At 60.6% G+C, this 15128-nt stretch carries 20 protein-coding genes and 1 pseudogene; 9 read left to right on the forward strand and 12 right to left on the reverse strand.

Going from position 1 to position 15128, the window contains the following annotated elements:
* Positions 1-6: 6 nt before the first annotated feature.
* Together pth and ychF are read left to right on the forward strand one after the other, a co-directional pair.
* Entirely contained in the window at positions 7-615 is a 609-nt protein-coding gene (gene pth / locus V1279_RS03595) for an aminoacyl-tRNA hydrolase (RefSeq protein ID WP_334432527.1), read from the forward strand.
* 169 nt (positions 616-784) lie between these two features.
* Positions 785-1882 carry a redox-regulated ATPase YchF gene (gene ychF / locus V1279_RS03600; RefSeq protein WP_334432529.1) on the forward strand — a complete coding sequence of 366 codons (1098 nt, stop codon included), beginning with the start codon at positions 785-787 and terminating at the stop codon, positions 1880-1882.
* A gap of 98 nt (positions 1883-1980) precedes the next feature.
* Here the strand turns inward: ychF and V1279_RS03605 are convergent, their stop codons facing one another.
* Positions 1981-2274 (reverse strand): DUF4282 domain-containing protein, encoded by a 294-nt coding sequence (locus tag V1279_RS03605; RefSeq protein WP_334432530.1) that lies wholly within the window; start codon positions 2272-2274, stop codon positions 1981-1983.
* Positions 2275-2479: 205 nt separating this feature from the next.
* On the opposite strand from V1279_RS03605, the gene V1279_RS03610 reads away from it, so the two are divergent.
* The 3 genes from V1279_RS03610 (at position 2480) to V1279_RS03620 (ending at position 3590) form a co-directional block, all read left to right on the forward strand.
* A complete protein-coding gene (locus V1279_RS03610; RefSeq protein ID WP_334432531.1) occupies positions 2480-2941 on the forward strand; it encodes a MaoC family dehydratase in 462 nt (153 codons plus the stop codon).
* A 2-nt stretch (positions 2942-2943) separates the two neighbouring features.
* Positions 2944-3345: a MaoC/PaaZ C-terminal domain-containing protein gene (locus V1279_RS03615; protein WP_334432532.1), complete on the forward strand. Its 402-nt coding sequence runs from the start codon at positions 2944-2946 to the stop codon at positions 3343-3345.
* A gap of 101 nt (positions 3346-3446) precedes the next feature.
* Complete coding sequence (locus V1279_RS03620; RefSeq protein ID WP_334432533.1) at positions 3447-3590, forward strand: hypothetical protein; 144 nt, start codon at positions 3447-3449, stop codon at positions 3588-3590.
* A 34-nt stretch (positions 3591-3624) separates the two neighbouring features.
* Here the strand turns inward: V1279_RS03620 and V1279_RS03625 are convergent, their stop codons facing one another.
* The 4 genes from V1279_RS03625 to V1279_RS03640 form a co-directional block, all read right to left on the reverse strand.
* The gene (locus V1279_RS03625; RefSeq protein WP_334432534.1) at positions 3625-3798 is read right to left on the reverse strand and encodes a hypothetical protein; all 174 of its coding nucleotides are present in this window, start codon (positions 3796-3798) and stop codon (positions 3625-3627) included.
* Positions 3799-3920: 122 nt separating this feature from the next.
* Positions 3921-4337, reverse strand: coding sequence for a hypothetical protein (locus V1279_RS03630; RefSeq protein ID WP_334432535.1), 417 nt, complete (start codon positions 4335-4337; stop codon positions 3921-3923).
* Positions 4338-4520: 183 nt separating this feature from the next.
* Positions 4521-5423 (reverse strand): hypothetical protein, encoded by a 903-nt coding sequence (locus tag V1279_RS03635; RefSeq protein WP_334432536.1) that lies wholly within the window; start codon positions 5421-5423, stop codon positions 4521-4523.
* A gap of 98 nt (positions 5424-5521) precedes the next feature.
* Positions 5522-5971, reverse strand: a complete 450-nt coding sequence (locus V1279_RS03640; RefSeq protein WP_334432537.1) for a nuclear transport factor 2 family protein — start codon at positions 5969-5971, stop codon at positions 5522-5524.
* A 241-nt stretch (positions 5972-6212) separates the two neighbouring features.
* Between V1279_RS03640 and V1279_RS03645 the strand changes: the two genes are divergently transcribed.
* The 3 genes from V1279_RS03645 (at position 6213) to V1279_RS03655 (ending at position 8033) form a co-directional block, all read left to right on the forward strand.
* Entirely contained in the window at positions 6213-6392 is a 180-nt protein-coding gene (locus tag V1279_RS03645) for a hypothetical protein (RefSeq protein ID WP_334432538.1), read from the forward strand.
* Between the two features lie 1046 nt (positions 6393-7438).
* Positions 7439-7735: a type II toxin-antitoxin system RelE/ParE family toxin gene (locus tag V1279_RS03650; protein WP_334432539.1), complete on the forward strand. Its 297-nt coding sequence runs from the start codon at positions 7439-7441 to the stop codon at positions 7733-7735.
* Between the two features lies 1 nt (position 7736).
* A complete protein-coding gene (locus V1279_RS03655; protein ID WP_334432540.1) occupies positions 7737-8033 on the forward strand; it encodes an addiction module antidote protein in 297 nt (98 codons plus the stop codon).
* Positions 8034-8084: 51 nt separating this feature from the next.
* On the opposite strand, the gene V1279_RS03660 is transcribed toward V1279_RS03655, so the two are convergent.
* From V1279_RS03660 to V1279_RS03680, 5 genes and pseudogenes are all read right to left on the reverse strand, one after another.
* Entirely contained in the window at positions 8085-8360 is a 276-nt protein-coding gene (locus V1279_RS03660) for a hypothetical protein (RefSeq protein WP_334432541.1), read from the reverse strand.
* A 9-nt stretch (positions 8361-8369) separates the two neighbouring features.
* Positions 8370-8513 (reverse strand): hypothetical protein, encoded by a 144-nt coding sequence (locus V1279_RS03665; RefSeq protein WP_334432542.1) that lies wholly within the window; start codon positions 8511-8513, stop codon positions 8370-8372.
* 139 nt (positions 8514-8652) lie between these two features.
* A pseudogene (locus V1279_RS03670) lies at positions 8653-9132 on the reverse strand (DpnI domain-containing protein); the annotation flags it as partial.
* A 14-nt stretch (positions 9133-9146) separates the two neighbouring features.
* Positions 9147-10412 carry a hypothetical protein gene (locus V1279_RS03675; RefSeq protein ID WP_334432543.1) on the reverse strand — a complete coding sequence of 422 codons (1266 nt, stop codon included), beginning with the start codon at positions 10410-10412 and terminating at the stop codon, positions 9147-9149.
* Between the two features lie 73 nt (positions 10413-10485).
* Positions 10486-11064, reverse strand: coding sequence for a GIY-YIG nuclease family protein (locus V1279_RS03680; protein ID WP_334432544.1), 579 nt, complete (start codon positions 11062-11064; stop codon positions 10486-10488).
* A gap of 324 nt (positions 11065-11388) precedes the next feature.
* Between V1279_RS03680 and V1279_RS03685 the strand changes: the two genes are divergently transcribed.
* A complete protein-coding gene (locus tag V1279_RS03685; protein WP_334432545.1) occupies positions 11389-11685 on the forward strand; it encodes a cytosolic protein in 297 nt (98 codons plus the stop codon).
* 101 nt (positions 11686-11786) lie between these two features.
* Here V1279_RS03685 and uvrB read toward each other — a convergent pair whose 3' ends face one another.
* Complete coding sequence (gene uvrB, locus V1279_RS03690) at positions 11787-14816, reverse strand: excinuclease ABC subunit UvrB (protein ID WP_334432547.1); 3030 nt, start codon at positions 14814-14816, stop codon at positions 11787-11789.
* Positions 14817-14927: 111 nt separating this feature from the next.
* On the reverse strand, positions 14928-15083 hold the full coding sequence (locus tag V1279_RS03695; RefSeq protein WP_442894728.1) for a hypothetical protein: 156 nt from the start codon (positions 15081-15083) through the stop codon (positions 14928-14930).
* Between the last annotated feature and the right edge of the window lie 45 nt (positions 15084-15128).

Raw genomic sequence — 15128 nt, forward strand, 5'->3', positions numbered from 1 at the left:
CGCGTCATGCGCCTGTTTGTCGGTCTCGGTAACCCCGGTTCGAAATACGCGAACAACCGGCACAACATCGGGTTCGTGGCCGTCGATGAAATTGCGCGGCGTCACGGTTTCGCACCGTGGCGCCGCCGTTTTCAGGGCGAGACTTCCGAAGGCACGCTCGATCGCGAGAAGGTCGTTCTGCTGCGGCCGACCACCTATATGAACGAGTCCGGGCGCGCGGTTCAGGAAGCCGCGAACTTCTTCAAGCTGTCCGCCGGCGACATCACCGTGTTTCAGGACGAACTCGAACTGCCGGCGGCGAAAGTCAGGGTCAAGATCGGCGGCGGCATCGCCGGTCATAACGGGCTGCGCTCGATCTCCTCGCATATCGGCAACGACTACCGCCGGGTGCGGCTCGGGATCGGTCATCCCGGCGTCAAGGAGCTGGTGCACAGCCACGTGCTGTCGGATTTTGCCAAGAGCGACCGCCCCTGGGTGGAAGCTTTGTGCGAAGCGGTTGCCGAGAATGCCGGCTTGCTGGCGGCGGGTAAGGATTCGACGTTCCAGAACAAGGTGCATCTGGCGCTGCAGGCCAAGGGATTTTTCGAAAAGGAAGATGACGGGAAGCAGGGCTGACTTCTCGTGCCGGCGCAAATTGCATACTCCGCCGTCATGCCCGGCCAAAAGCGCGAAGCGCGTCTTCGCGCAGATGTGCCGGGCATCCACGTCTTCCTTGCCAGAGCGAACAAGACGTGGATGGCCGGGACAAGCCCGGCCATGACGAAGAGAAATCGTTGAGGACGAAATGGGATTCAAATGCGGTATCGTTGGCCTGCCCAATGTCGGCAAGTCGACGCTGTTCAACGCGCTGACCGAGACGGCGGCGGCGCAGGCGGCGAATTATCCGTTCTGCACGATCGAGCCGAATGTCGGCGAGGTCGCTGTGCCTGATCCCCGGCTCGACAGACTGTCTGATATCGCAGGCTCCGCGCAGATCATCCCGACGCGGCTGACCTTCGTCGACATTGCGGGCCTCGTCCGCGGCGCCTCGAAGGGCGAAGGCCTCGGTAACCAGTTCCTCGCCACCATCCGCGAGGTCGACGCGGTGGCGCATGTGGTGCGGTGTTTCGAAGACTCCGACATCACCCATGTCGAGGGCAAGATCGCCCCATTGGCCGACATCGAGACCATCGAAACCGAACTGATGCTCGCCGACCTCGACAGCCTGGAAAAGCGCGTCGACAACCTCGCCAAAAAGGCCAAGGGCAACGACAAGGAAGCCAAGGAAGCGCTCGACCTCGTCAACCGCGCATTAGTGCTGCTGCGCGACGGCAAGCCGGCGCGGTTTCTGGAGCGCAAGCCGGAGGAAGAGCGCGCCTTCGGCATGCTCGGCCTCCTGACGTCGAAACCGGTGCTCTATGTCTGCAACGTCGAGGAAGGCTCGGCCAAGGACGGCAACAACTTCTCAAACCAGGTGTTCGAGCACGCCAAGAAGGAAGGTGCTGTCGCGGTGGTGATCTCTGCCAAGATCGAATCCGAGATCGCAACGCTATCACGCGAGGAGCGCGCCGAGTTTCTCGAGACGCTGGGTCTCGAAGAGGCCGGTCTCGACCGCCTGATCCGCGCCGGCTACCAGCTGCTCGATCTCATCACCTATTTCACCGTGGGTCCGAAGGAGGCCCGCGCCTGGACCATCCATCGCGGCACCAAGGCGCCGGCGTCGGCCGGCGTGATCCATACCGATTTCGAAAAGGGCTTTATCCGGGCCGAGACCATCGCCTATGCCGATTACGTCGCGCTGAACGGCGAAGCCGGCGCCCGTGACGCCGGCAAGCTGCGGCTGGAAGGCAAGGAATATGTCGTCGCCGACGGCGACGTGATGCATTTCAGGTTCAATACCTGAGAAGTCGTAGCCCGGATGGAGCGAAGCGAAATCCGGGAACGAGAGCTAACCCGGATTGCGCTGCGCTCCATCCGGGCTACGGCGCTGTGAGTGAGAACCTACCGCATCTGCCCCTGATCCCTGATCGCGCCGAGATGCTCGTTGATGCGGAAGACGATCAGGACGAATTCCGCGGCGATGCGCGAAAACACCACGCCGACCACAACACCGGCGATCGAGGACAGCAGCAGGATGAATCCACCGAACGGGCTGATCGCCATCTCGGCAAGTGCCCGAAAGATTCCGGATAGCCCGAACAACACGATCAAGCCAATGACCAGCCAGTAGAAAGTCTTGATAATCGTGGGCGTGATGAAGCGGTCCCACTGAAACAGATCCTGAAAATCGAGCATCGATGGTTCTCCGGCGAGTCAAAAACCTGGTCCCAGATGGCACAGGGCTAGCCCCGAAAATTGCTTCGGGCAAGTCAGCGGAGAGCGCCGGGAGCGGTACTCGCCTCTGGCGAACGAGCCATGCGGGTGGACGGGTTGAGATTGCCGCAAATAGCGGCCACATTCAGGCTTCCCCGCCGTAATCCTCAATCCAAATCGTTGATAGATGACAACGCTGACCTTCGAAGACTTCACGCCCGGCCATTTCGGCACGTTCGGACCGCGCCACGTCACGCGCGAGGAGATTTTGGCCTTTGCCGCCGAATTCGACCCGCAGCCGATGCATCTGGACGAGGCCGCCGCCAATGCCTCGATGCTGAAAGGCCTGTCCGGTTCGGGCTGGCATCTCGGCTCGATCATGATGCGGATGCTGTTCGACGGCTTTATCGGCCGCACGGCGTCGATGGGCTCGCCCGGCGTCAACGAGATGCGCTGGCTGGCGCCGCTGCGCCCGGACGACGACCTGACGCTGGATGTCGACGTCGCGGAGGCCAGGATTTCGAACAGCCGTCCCGAAACCGGCATCGTGACCCTCATGAGTACGATCCGCAACGCGGCCGGGGTCGTACTCTGCGAGATGGAGTCCCCGATGATCGTGCGCCGGCGCCTTGAAGCAGGAGCCGAGTAGCGATGCGTTTCTTCGAGGACATCGAGATCGGCGCGCAGCGCGAGTTTGGCTCGTTCACCTTCACCGCCGACGACATCAAGAGGTTTGCCGCGCAGTTCGATCCGCAGCGCTTTCACCTCGATGAGGAAGAGGGGCGCAAATCCCTGTTCGGGGGGCTGGCCGCATCGGGCTGGCACGTTGCGGCGGTGTGCATGAAGCTCTTGGTCGCCGACGGCAAGCGATTGACGGCCGAGGCCGTCGCACGCGGTGAGAAGGTCGCGGTGTGGGGGCCGTCGCCGGGTTTTCGTGAACTGCGCTGGATCAAGCCGGTGCTGGCCGGCGACACCGGCGTTCCCGGATTGCGCTTCGCTCCATCCGGGCTACGTGCCCACCCGCCAAACATGGTTAGCCAATTGTCTCGTTAGCTCCTCGTAATCCATGACTCCACGGAACGGATTTTTTGCTAACGCATTTTGAACTTTCTGCCTGCCAAATACGTCTCAGGGGAAGTAGCGAGGGGATGATTATGGCAGATCGCAGCAGCCTGAAATTCGTCGGCTTTATTTTCGCAACCGTCACGCTGGCGGTGATGCTGACCGCCGGAATGGTGGTGAAATCCTATGCCGATGGTGTCTACACGATCGAGAACACCGCTTTCGTCCGCCAGTAGTTGCGGATCGGATGGCCATGAGCGCTGAAGAAGTTCAGCGGCTCCAGATCAGCGTCATTGCCACGACCGCAAGCGTCAGCAGCCCGACGAAGCGGATCACGATCGTGCCCACGCTATGCGACGATTGCCGCAACGGCATTGAATTCATGTTGTCTGGCTGAACGTTTTGCATCGCCGGTGTGTCCCCCAAAAGGTTGCCTGCCGCCACGTGACGACATCCGTCCCTGGACGCGACCGTGCTTATAAAGTTCAGATCGAACCCTGCCAAACGAAACCGCCGCGCTCCGGTACGGAACGCGGCGGAGTGTTAGATTTTTGCAACGATCGGGATCAGCTGTTGCGCAGGCCGTCGGCAGCGCGCTTCCACTGGTTGACGTTGTCGGCGATCATGCGCGTCGACTTCATCGCAGCCTGGCTGAGCTGGGCATAGCCTGAAATCTCACGCTGGACGCGCTGGCCTTCGGCATGCAGCAGGTCGCGGAGGCTTTCGAGTTCGGAAATCAGCTTCTCGATTTCCGCCAGCGAGGTGCCGGCGACGCGCTGGATCAGCGAATTGACGTTGTTGACGGTCGCTTCGGCATTGGCGTCGAGCGGCGCGGTCTCCGCGGCGACTGCCGGCCGGCGCAGATAGGCAATGTCGTTGCGAACGAATTCGCGGATGCCGGCCTCGACTTCGGATACGGCGGCGAGATCGCCGTCGGCTTCCGGGGTTTCATCAATCTGTTCGGGGCGAATGGTGGCGTTCATCGGCAATTCCTCTGTTTCGCTTTCAGGCGAGCGCGGAAGTCCCCCGCACGACGAAGTGGAGCGGCTCCCATCTGTGCTGCCGATTTTGGCCGCATCTGGGCCAATCTGCGGCAATGGTGGATCATTCTCGGGGGGCGGTACCTTCAGGCCCGAAAACGCGTCAAAACGGGACGACTCCGGCCCTTACCAGCTGCGTTTGAACCCTGCGCTGAGGCTCCTGTTGGCCGCGCCGGACGGCGTTTCGCCGATCGAGCCGGAAATGGTGACGCCGTCGAACAGCTTCTGCTCGGCGCCGACCTTGCGTAGCCATTTGTCGTCCGACGTCGACAGGGTCTGGCCGGCGATCAGGCTGGTGCCGGTGTCGGCGATGCTGAGCTTTGCCGACTGGTCGGTCTCGTAGCTGTGCGTCGGATGGCTGACGATGCCCGGCACCGGCACGATGCCCTGCTGGATCAGGTTGTAGTCGTTCTTCAGGGTCACCGAATATTGCTCGCTGAGCGGCAGCGATTTGCTCAAGGAGGTGCCGAGCCTGCTCTGCTCGGAGCCGGGATCGACGCGGGCTTCGACGGAGGTTTGGTCCCAAATCGAGGCGACGCCGGGGGCCGTGATCGCCGCCCATGCGGTGCCGGACGATTGCGGCAGGCTGCCGCCATTGGCGAGTTTTTCCGAGAGCAGTTCGGACGTCGTCGCCGTGCCTTGCCTTGCGACCGTCATGTCGGCGCCGATGCGCGTATCCCAGAACGGCGTGATGGATTGCTTGACCGACACCGCGGAGGTGCCGTTCGCCCTTTCATTGGCGGACCACGCGGCATCCACACTGGCAGCGGCTTTCGACGCAGCGCTTCGGCTCGGCGCCGGACCGGTCAGGGTCGACGCATCGACATTGAGCAGGCTCCAGTCGAGCTTGCTGACGTCGATGTCCTTCATGATGTCAGCGTCGTTGACGCTGGGAGCCACCTCGGCCTCTTCTGCCGCAGGCTCGTCCTGATCGTCGTCCGCCGGCGGCGTTTGCGCCGCTGCCGCCAGCATCGAAGCCAAACTTACGCCGGCCACCAGCATTGGCAGCCGCGCCCAGCCAAATCGCATGTAGGGAATCATTGCCCGCCCGCATTCCAAGTCGCGCCAAGAATGCGTTCGCTCTGTTGCAAAATTATGGCGAGTATCCCGCAATAATGACAACCTGGCTAGATCGGGTCCGGCCGCCGGCCAGTCAGGATCGCGGCGACGTCGCGTTCGAGTAGTTGCTGGACCAGATCGAAGGTGTCGATGATTTCCCTGATATGGCTGATTTTGCCGTTGCGCAGGGTGTAGAAGCCGGCGATGTCGAACTGCACCATGCGCTGATTGATGCTCTTGCGGAAGAACACGCGGATGAACGCGGCCGCCTTGTCGTTCTCGGTGACCAGCATGGGCACCTCGCAGCGCAGCTCGGAATAGCGGGCACGGACCGCATCCCACATCTCGCGCAGTTCGGCCTTGCCGCGGCGGTGGCCCATATGCGGCAGGATGTCGATCGGGGCATTGGCGAGGGATTCGACGTCGTCGGTGCAACGCTCCAGCGCGGCTTCGACGTCGCCGGAATACAGGACGTTGAGGAAATCCAGCACACGCTGGCGGTTTGATCCCTCGGTCATTCGCCCCACCCTGCCTGTGCTCGAACCGGCTCTTGCCGGACCCATTGTGAACGGAACGGCACAACGATCAACCAGCAAAAGGACTCACAGTATCTGACGCGCTGGTTTCCAAAAGGTTCACCGCTACCGGCGATGCGCCGACGCAGGGGCAGACGGTCACGGCGACAATGCATGCCGCCGTGCTTGGGAACGATCCCTCCGCGGCCAGCGTTGCTTCTTTTCGTCGATAACGGAGACCATGATGGCGAAGACCGTTCCGCCGATCCCCCCGGACAACCAGAGCCACAAGGGCGCCGGCAGCGCCCCCCGCGTTCCCCTCGACACCACCAAGGGCCATCGCGACGATGAGAAGAACAACATCCGCGAACAGGCCGCGCACGGCAATCTGACGCAGAACACGAGCAACCGCCGGTCGGGGTGAGGGGGCGGCGGTGGCCGCTGCATTCTCGCTGTCGTCCCTGCGAACGCAGGGACCCACAACCACCGGCGGAGTTTTTGCGAAAGGCGTCTGCTGCACTTGCCTTATCGAGAGATCACGCGGTATGGGTCCCTGCGTTCGCAGGGACGACGCTGAGTGTGTGCCGCGCGCTCGTTTTCGAATTTCAAACAGCCGTCACCCGCGAAGGTGATCCGGAACCGTAGGATGGGTGGAGCGAAGCGATACCCATCAAATCGTGATGGACGCAGGGCTCGATGGGTTTCGCTTCGCTCTACCCATCCTACAAGACACACCTCCGCATTCTCGCGGCGCGAAGCGCCCGGAGTGATGCGATCGGCGATGCCCTCGAAAACGAAGAGGGCGCAGGGAAAGCCGGGTGCCCTCAGCACCCGCGATCGTGCGCAAAAATGCACACGGGTGATCGCAAGGTGCGCCGGAACACCCGGCCTTCCCTGCGCAATGGTTTTACGGCTTATAGCGCGCTCTCCCCGGCGACGAATTCCTCTTGCCACCGTCGCTGACGGATTGGCGACCAGCCGAAGCCCGGTTGGGCCCGACAAATCTCCATCAGCTTGAAACCAGCCACGGGTGCCAAGACCACACGCTTTTGCCGTCCGCAGCTTCCTCCACCAAAACGCTTCGACCGGCTCATGTGCTGCCGACCGAAATCCTGGCGAAGGCGTTTAAGCGCCGGTCGTCTGCGCGCCGGCTGGTCGCTCACAAGCCGTAGCTCGCCCTGCGACCCCTTTGCGCGCCCGACGCTGCCGCGTCCATCGCATCCCGCACCCAACGTCCGTGACGATCGCGATACGCCCCTCTCATGGGTGCGGGATGGTGGGAGTTGTAGGGGTGATTTGGGGTAACGGCGAAGAGTAATATTTTTGTCGGGAGCGCTGGACCAAGCCATGCGTGATTTGCCCGGCAGGCAACGCAATCGGTAGTAGTGCTCTCGCCAACGTCGCCCGGGGTTCGTCGGGTCGTACAGGCCTCTCGTTGACAAAATGGCATCTGTAGCGTATGCGCTACAGATGCCTGATATCAAGAGAACGGATGAATTCTCAAGCTGGCTGAGAGACCTGCGAGACATTCGAGCCCGGGCGAAGGTGTTGGCCAGGATCGATCGTCTCAGCCTCGGCAATCCCGGAGACGTTGCCCCGGTTGGCGATGGGATTAGCGAGATGAGAATACATTACGGACCGGGGTACAGAGTTTACTACGTTCAGCGCGGTGAGGAGATCGTCGTTCTGCTTTGTGGCGGAGACAAGAGTTCACAGACTTCGGATATCAGGGCGGCCAAGAAGTTGGCGAGTGAGTTGGAGGACTGAAATGGCCAAAGCAAAACCGTTCGACGCAGCCGAATATCTCGACAGCCCCGAGATGATCGCAGCCTACATCAACGAAGCTCTCGAATCCGAAGACGCATCGGCCATCGCTGTTGCCATCGGCACGGTTGCCCGCGCGCGGGGCATGAGCGCGGTGGCGGAGCAAGCCGGCCTCTCCCGGGAGAATTTGTACCGGGCACTAGGTGGAGAGGCGAGGCCGGAATTCGGCACCGTCATCAAGGTGCTTCATGCGCTCGGCATCGATTTGGTGGCCCGGCCGCAGGGCTCGAGGGCGGCGTAAGGGAGCTACCGGACAGGTGCAACTTTGCTTCCGGAATGACGCACATTCGGATCATCCGTCGGCAGACAAAAACTCCAGCGCCTTTTCGCGGGTTGGAAAGCGCCCGAGTTCGCGGTAGTCGGGATCGTGCTCCGCTGTCTCTGGCGACCAGAGCACCACGAACTCGCCGCGTTCTTCCTCGATCAAGGTGGTCAGTTCCTCACTCTCGTACGGCGTCATGTCGCGCGCGCCGCAATGCGGGCATTCATCGTCGCACATGCAGGACCATTCATCGGCCCACCGGCGCCTGCAACGGTCGCATTTGTAGAGATTGAGAAACCAAGCCATGCGAGTCTCCTAGGATCGCAAACGATAATTGCCGCGAGAAACAAACTCGATAAATCCACGGTCACGCAGGTATTGAAGCTGCTGCCGTATCTTGGGCTTGACGTTCTGATTGCCTGGGTAGAGATCGCCAAGATGCCGTTCGAAAGCATACACCTCTTCGAGAGTAAAATCGCGCTTGCCGATCCGCGCATTTCATCACGTCGAGCAACCAGCCTCGAGTTTCCGGCGACTCGTTCCTGAGAAACAGCGTCTTCTGCCACTCTTCGAGAACGGCATCCTTTGGACGAACGACGCCGTCCTTCACGATGTGAATCTTGCCGGAATCGGGTACGCGGGACAGGACGATATTCGATCCAATCCAGCCGGCCCTTCTTGCTGTGACCGCTAGCGGCTTGCGCTCTTCGATGATCTCGCGGACGAAGAAGTGTTTTGGAACGATCAGGAGATTGATGACTGACAGTGATTTGACGTCGTAATTCATCAGCAACAGGTTGGGATTGTTGCTGGCCGCCAGCCGCTCGCATGTGGTCTTATAGGCGCCATCGGCGACCTTCGCGCCGAACTTGCTCTTCTGGCTCTTGAGTTCGAATTCCTCGCTGCACGATCCGCAAAGGAAGTCGGCGAGCGGGCTGTTGTTCGGGAATTGCGACATCTTCGCGTTGCCGCAGTGCGGGCAATACGCCCAAGCGCTTACCCAGGCTTCGGTCCAGGCGCGCGCCTTCTGCGTGCCGCTGGTGTAGGGCGATTGGGATTCTTCGAAGCCGAGTTTCATCCTGCTTCCAACTGTTATTGCGTTACCATTGGATCAAATTTCGAGACGTTCGAAGTCAGGTCGTACGCTGGTCCGCCACCGCTAATTCCCTTTGGTAGCACTAGGCTCGGGCTGAACTGATGGGTGGGTCGAAAAGAGTCTCCGTCAGCGCTAAGGCGCAATCTACAAACGTAGCTTCGGTTTGGACTCTTGAACAAGTAATGGCCGAACGCATCAAGCGCCCGTTGACCGAGCTTTTGTCCCTCCAGCAATTCTTTGAACTCAATTTCACCGAAGCCTAGAAAATGTCCCCAAACTACGGCAGGGCGCATTTTAGAGAATTGCTCGCTAGCTTTCTTAAGCCGATCAAATATCGAAGTTGCGGGACGCGAAGCGCGGCGGCTACGAATGACAAACATTACGGCGTGGTCTTTGGATAGCGTGACCATGGAATGCGAGTTGTGCTCGTCAAATCTGCTTGCGATATCATTTACTACTGCTTCTCGCATCTTATTCTGAAGTAGAGCTTCCCAATCGCTGCGTCTCTCAAACGTTATCGAGTAGTTATCACGTTCTATCGCTCCGGAGGCGCCAGAAAGGAATCCGGTGATAACGGTTGCGACCTGTCCTTCGGACATTTCTGGACGTTTTGGAAAAGTCAGAGTGATAATTCCGCTTTCCCTGAAATTAGATTGTTGATGCAGCGTGCGCTTAAAAGCCCTGAATACATGTATGCTGTCATCTATCGAAATGGCATTGCCAATACTTTCGGAAAACGTCTTACATTCTAGTTCGAATTCGCCCTTACTCCCCTTGACCAGAAAATCAAACCGTCCGTCGTTATCTCCGTCGGAAGGAATGACGGATAGCCCTGCTCCCTTGTAGTGAACAAACGCTCGCATTTCATGTTCAAATTCGCGGATATCTCGATCTGGATCGAGCGATCCTATAATCCGGGCACGCAATCGCTCCTGTTGCTTTGAATTGAGCTGCGTAGAAAATTCTCTTACCGCTCCAATAAGTGTTAAGGCTCGATTGTTATTGGGATTTTTGACATCAATTCTGCCGTACGTCCGATTTCGAATGACAAGGCTTTTGTAGGTTGAGTGAAAATAATATCTTCGATTCAGTGCTGGTACATCAAAGCCGATATCTTGAAGTTTTGCTTCGACGCGTTCGATCCGCTTTTGAATGTCGCGAAACCCGATGAAGCCGTTAAACCAAGTGATCAGGCCCGGAATTTGGTTTGTGTTGATGGTAAGCGGCAACTCTGTCACCCAAAGAATTTTGGCTTCTTCCATTTACTTCGATGCGGGCTGCACGATCTGGTGCGAGCCCGAACAATCATCGGATCGATGGTCGCTGATCGGTTACTTATTCATGGTCGAATCCATACCGTATCGCCGCGTATCGATGCTCCCATTCGTCTTGACCGGCATAACCCGTTGCCGCTTCCGTGAGAGCCTTGCGCGCAAGCTCGTAGTTGCATCTGAATATCTCTTGGCGGCCACGTCGATAGCCGAATAGGCGGCGATGCGCTCCGAACTCGACCTTGCCCGCGTCGACGAACTTAATGTGGTAGAGCATTACCCAATCCCGGATGCTGCCGTAGCAGCGCGAATTGAGCGCGGAAACCCGACGCTCAGGCCAGAGTGCGTTGCCGACCTTCACTACTCTTGAGCCGAGCGAACCGGCTATGTAAATGTAAGCTTCGGCGTGATGCCGCCGAACGAACGCGATGCGTGCCGTATCACACTCAATGCAGTGCCCCACGCGGCTACGAAGGCGGTGGTTCGTGTAGCAGGAGCGCGGAGCGATGCAGAAGAGGTAGCCCTCTTCCTCCATCGCCCACTTGTAGCGGCGCGGCGACATGTCGGCGCAGTCCATGACCTCGCTCTCGTCGATGCGTTGGCTCGATAGGAAGCGCAGCTCGTATTCGGTCAACTCCGCCATCTCTTCCCCCAATTTGATCCTAATACAATCCACGCGTGTGGTGCAATGATCCTGTGGGCACAGGCACGGTGTAGGTACCCCCTAGGCTGTTGCGGTGGAGATGGCCGCGCATAAGCGAATGGTGGAATCGTGAACCCGACTTCCGGACATGCGCGTCACTTACCTCGATGCGGCCGAGCATCCGGGTCCGCCCAAGAGTACAAGATCATGTCCACCCGGAATCGTTATCAACGGTGAACTGGCTTATACTGGGCGCGTCGGCGACACCGTCCAACCAGACTGAACATGAGGCGTGAATTCAGTCCAACCGCGAAGGAGAGTCCGATGAAATCGCTTTTGCTGCTCACGGCGAGTGGGCCGCTGCTCATTCTCACGTCGCACGAGTCCTTACATGATCCGAAGCTTCTCGAGGAGCTCAGGCACAAAGGGGTTGGCAAGTTCGTCGCGTTTGAGGTTCCAGTGTCGCTCGCCAAGGAGCGCTACGGCGGGCATTTTCAAGCGGTCGAGAGCGGTCTGCGCGAGACCGATGATTTGAGAGTGCTCGACTTCAATGGCCAGCGGGTGTTTCAGCTCTTTCGTTTCGATGAACTCGGTGCGCCGATTCTTCAAGAACAGCGGTGAACCGGTTTTGATGTGCTGGCCGCGGGTCATGACGCGCGGTTGAGTCGCAAGGACTTCCGTCCATTGCGAACGAAGACTGCCGGGTAGCGATCATTGATCTCCTACCTCTTCTTCCACCCACCGCGATGTCCCGGTGCGCCGCCGCTTGAGCGGGGGGCGGGGCCGAACTCGGGGCCGGATTGGCGGGAGTCGGTGGGCTGGAAGATTTTGCTGCCGCTGGCGGGCTCGGGCTTGCGCGGCTTGGCGCCGGCGGGGCGGAAGGGCAGGGACTCTGGGCCGTGCATTTCGTCTAGGTGGGGTTTGTGGATTTTGGAGGGGCTAGCACCAGCACCACCCGTGGATTGCCCCTCACCCCGACCCTCTAAGAGCGAGCTTCGCTCGTCTCGACCCCGTGAAGAACGGGGCGAGGGGGAAGTGGGAGCGCCGCCTCGGCTGGCCTTGAGCGCTGAAGAGACGCTCTTCTTCTTCATCGCGCTGACCGGCAAATTCGCCGCCTCGCCGTATTTCTTCGTTCCCGCATACGCCCCCGCCTTGCCTTGCACGGCGCGTTGCTTCGCGGTCGGGTCGTCGACGACGGCCATTTCCGTCGCGCGGAGGCGTTTGACTTCGTCGCGGAGGCGGGCGGCTTCCTCGAAGTTCAGATCGGCGGCGGCTTCGCGCATGCGGGTTTCGAGGTCGGAGAGAACAGCCTCGAAATTGTGGCCGATCGAGATCACATCGTCGGCCATGCCGCCGTCGCCGATCTCGACCAGCACGTGGTCGCGCTCGTAGACAGAGTTCATGATGTCGCCGATCGACTTCTTGATGCTCTCCGGGGTGATGCCGTGCGCGGTGTTGTATTCGACCTGCTTCTCGCGGCGGCGGTCGGTCTCGGCGATGGCGCGCTCCATCGAGCCGGTCATCTGATCGGCATAGAGGATCACCTTGCCGTCGACATTGCGCGCGGCGCGGCCGATGGTCTGGATCAGCGAGGTCTCGCTGCGCAAAAAGCCCTCCTTGTCGGCGTCGAGGATCGCGACCAGCGCGCACTCGGGAATGTCGAGGCCCTCGCGCAACAGATTGATGCCGACCAGTGCGTCGAACGCGCCGAGGCGCAGGTCTCTGATAATCTCGATGCGCTCGATCGTGTCGATATCACTGTGCATGTAGCGCACGCGAATGCCCTGCTCGTGCAGATATTCGGTGAGGTCTTCCGCCATCCGCTTTGTCAGCACCGTGATCAGCGAGCGATAACCGGCTGCGGCGGTGGCGCGCACCTCGCCGACGAGATCGTCGACCTGCGTGCGGGCCGGGCGAATGTTGACCGGTGGGTCGATCAGCCCGGTCGGGCGGATCACCTGCTCGACGAACACGCCGCCGCTTTCGTTCAGTTCCCAGCCGCTCGGGGTCGCCGACACCGCGACGCTCTGCGGGCGCATCATGTCCCATTCCTCGAACCGCAGCGGACGGTTGTCCATGCAGGAGGGCAGGCGGAAGCCGTATTCGGCGAGCGTCGCCTTGCGGCGGAAGTCGCCTTTGAACATGCCGCCGATCTGCGGCACGGTGACGTGGCTTTCGTCGGCGAACACCAGCGCGTTGTCAGGCACGTATTCGAACAGCGTCGGCGGCGGCTCGCCGGGGCGGCGTCCGGTGAGGTAGCGCGAATAGTTTTCGATGCCGGCGCAGCTTCCGGTCGCTTCCATCATTTCGAGATCGAAGGTGGTGCGCTGCTCCAGCCGCTGCGCTTCCAACAGGCGGCCATGGTTGTTGAGTTCGTCGAGCCGCAATTTCAGTTCGCTCTTGATCGACTTGATCGCCTGCACCAAGGTCGGGCGCGGCGTCACATAGTGCGAGTTGGCGTAGATCTTGATGAATTCGAGATCGTCCTGCTTGTGGCCGGTGAGCGGATCGAACTCCTCGATATTTTCGACGGTGTCGCCGAACAGGTTCACGCGCCAGGCGCGGTCTTCATAGTGCGCCGGGAAGATGTCGATGACGTCGCCGCGGACGCGAAAGGTGCCGCGGGTAAAGTCGGCCTGGGTGCGCTTGTATTGCAGCGCCACGAGGTCGGCGATCAATTGCCGCTGGTCGATGCGCTCGCCCTTCTTCAGTGCGAACGTCATCGCGGTGTAGGTCTCGACCGAGCCGATACCGTAGATGCAGGAGACGGAGGCGACGATGATGACGTCGTCGCGTTCCAGGAGCGCACGCGTCGCCGAGTGGCGCATGCGGTCGATCTGCTCGTTGATGGACGAGTCTTTTTCGATATAGGTGTCGGTGCGCGGGACGTAGGCCTCGGGCTGGTAGTAGTCGTAGTAGGAGACAAAGTATTCGACGGCGTTGTCGGGGAAGAAGCTCTTGAACTCGCCATAGAGCTGGGCGGCCAGCGTCTTGTTCGGCGCCAGGATGATGGCGGGGCGCTGCGTCGCCTCGATCACCTTGGCCATGGTGTAGGTTTTGCCCGAGCCGGTGACGCCAAGCAGCACTTGGGTGCGGTCGTTGCGGTTGATGCCTTCGACTAATTCCTTGATCGCGGTCGGCTGGTCGCCCTTTGGCTCATATTCGGACTTGATCTCGAAGCGTACGCCGCCCTCGGATTTTTCCGGGCGCGGCGGCCGGTGCGGGGCCCAGACTCTGATCTGGCCGTCATCGCCCTTGAATTCCGGGCGGCCGTCGCGGATCAGATTCTCCAGGGCATCGGCGGTGGCCTTGACGCCGAGCGCTTCCATCTTGTTGCGCGGCGGCCGCGCCAGCGCCTCGTCGTCGTCTTCCGCCGTCGGCAGGCCGAGCTGGCGCGCGAGTTCGGGGTCGAGCGTCGGGATGGTCGCCGAGGTGCCGTAATTGGCCTGGGGGGCCTCTTCCAGACCTTTGGTCGCAGATGGCAGTACATCGCGTTTGGCAACGTCTTCGCTGGTTCCCTTGGTCGAAGCGCGCGCGCGATGCGCAGCCGCCTCGCCGCCGGCGCGGCGGTCCCACGAATTGTCCGGCGGCGGCTGCAGGCCGGTGCCCGAGCCCATGCCAGCATCGCCGCGGTTGATCGCGGGATTGAGCAGTTCGGCCAGCGACGGCCCGATCGGCTGCACGTCCGGCCGATGCGCCTTGGATTTGGGAGTCTTGCCGGGCTTTTTGGGGGTGTCAGGTTTCTTCGCCATCCGGCGAATATGGGATGAGTCAGCCAGCGAGAAAAGGGCAAACGGCCTCGCGCGCGATGCTGCGCGTCGTCATGTCAGCAGATGTCAGCAAGCCGATTCGGAACCGTCGCGTTAAGTCGTCAGCGGAGCGGTCGAGTGATTGACGATATCCAGATGGATCCCGCCGCAACGGGTGCATCGCATGGTCCAGTATTCGACGCCGGCGCGGCCGGGGATGATGCGCAGGACCGCGAGCGAGGCGCTGCAGTCCGGACAGTTCGAGAGCACCGGCGTCGCCTGCAGGGTCTGTTCGGGAGGGGGTATGGAGATTCG

The organism is Bradyrhizobium sp. AZCC 1610 (assembly GCF_036924515.1).
Lineage (GTDB): Bacteria > Pseudomonadota > Alphaproteobacteria > Rhizobiales > Xanthobacteraceae > Bradyrhizobium.

Bases quoted from the DNA above. Each gene is read 5' to 3' on its own strand.
- pth (WP_334432527.1), top strand. From the start codon at position 7: ATGCGCCTGTTTGTCGGTCTCGGTAACCCCGGTTCGAAATACGCGAAC.
- ychF (WP_334432529.1), top strand. From the start codon at position 785: ATGGGATTCAAATGCGGTATCGTTGGCCTGCCCAATGTCGGCAAGTCG.
- V1279_RS03605 (WP_334432530.1), bottom strand. From the start codon at position 2,274: ATGCTCGATTTTCAGGATCTGTTTCAGTGGGACCGCTTCATCACGCCC.
- V1279_RS03610 (WP_334432531.1), top strand. From the start codon at position 2,480: ATGACAACGCTGACCTTCGAAGACTTCACGCCCGGCCATTTCGGCACG.
- V1279_RS03615 (WP_334432532.1), top strand. From the start codon at position 2,944: ATGCGTTTCTTCGAGGACATCGAGATCGGCGCGCAGCGCGAGTTTGGC.
- V1279_RS03620 (WP_334432533.1), top strand. From the start codon at position 3,447: ATGGCAGATCGCAGCAGCCTGAAATTCGTCGGCTTTATTTTCGCAACC.
- V1279_RS03630 (WP_334432535.1), bottom strand. From the start codon at position 4,337: ATGAACGCCACCATTCGCCCCGAACAGATTGATGAAACCCCGGAAGCC.
- V1279_RS03635 (WP_334432536.1), bottom strand. From the start codon at position 5,423: ATGCGATTTGGCTGGGCGCGGCTGCCAATGCTGGTGGCCGGCGTAAGT.
- V1279_RS03640 (WP_334432537.1), bottom strand. From the start codon at position 5,971: ATGACCGAGGGATCAAACCGCCAGCGTGTGCTGGATTTCCTCAACGTC.
- V1279_RS03645 (WP_334432538.1), top strand. From the start codon at position 6,213: ATGGCGAAGACCGTTCCGCCGATCCCCCCGGACAACCAGAGCCACAAG.
- V1279_RS03650 (WP_334432539.1), top strand. From the start codon at position 7,439: ATGCCTGATATCAAGAGAACGGATGAATTCTCAAGCTGGCTGAGAGAC.
- V1279_RS03655 (WP_334432540.1), top strand. From the start codon at position 7,737: ATGGCCAAAGCAAAACCGTTCGACGCAGCCGAATATCTCGACAGCCCC.
- V1279_RS03660 (WP_334432541.1), bottom strand. From the start codon at position 8,360: ATGGCTTGGTTTCTCAATCTCTACAAATGCGACCGTTGCAGGCGCCGG.
- V1279_RS03675 (WP_334432543.1), bottom strand. From the start codon at position 10,412: ATGGAAGAAGCCAAAATTCTTTGGGTGACAGAGTTGCCGCTTACCATC.
- V1279_RS03680 (WP_334432544.1), bottom strand. From the start codon at position 11,064: ATGGCGGAGTTGACCGAATACGAGCTGCGCTTCCTATCGAGCCAACGC.
- V1279_RS03685 (WP_334432545.1), top strand. From the start codon at position 11,389: ATGAAATCGCTTTTGCTGCTCACGGCGAGTGGGCCGCTGCTCATTCTC.
- uvrB (WP_334432547.1), bottom strand. From the start codon at position 14,816: ATGGCGAAGAAACCTGACACCCCCAAAAAGCCCGGCAAGACTCCCAAA.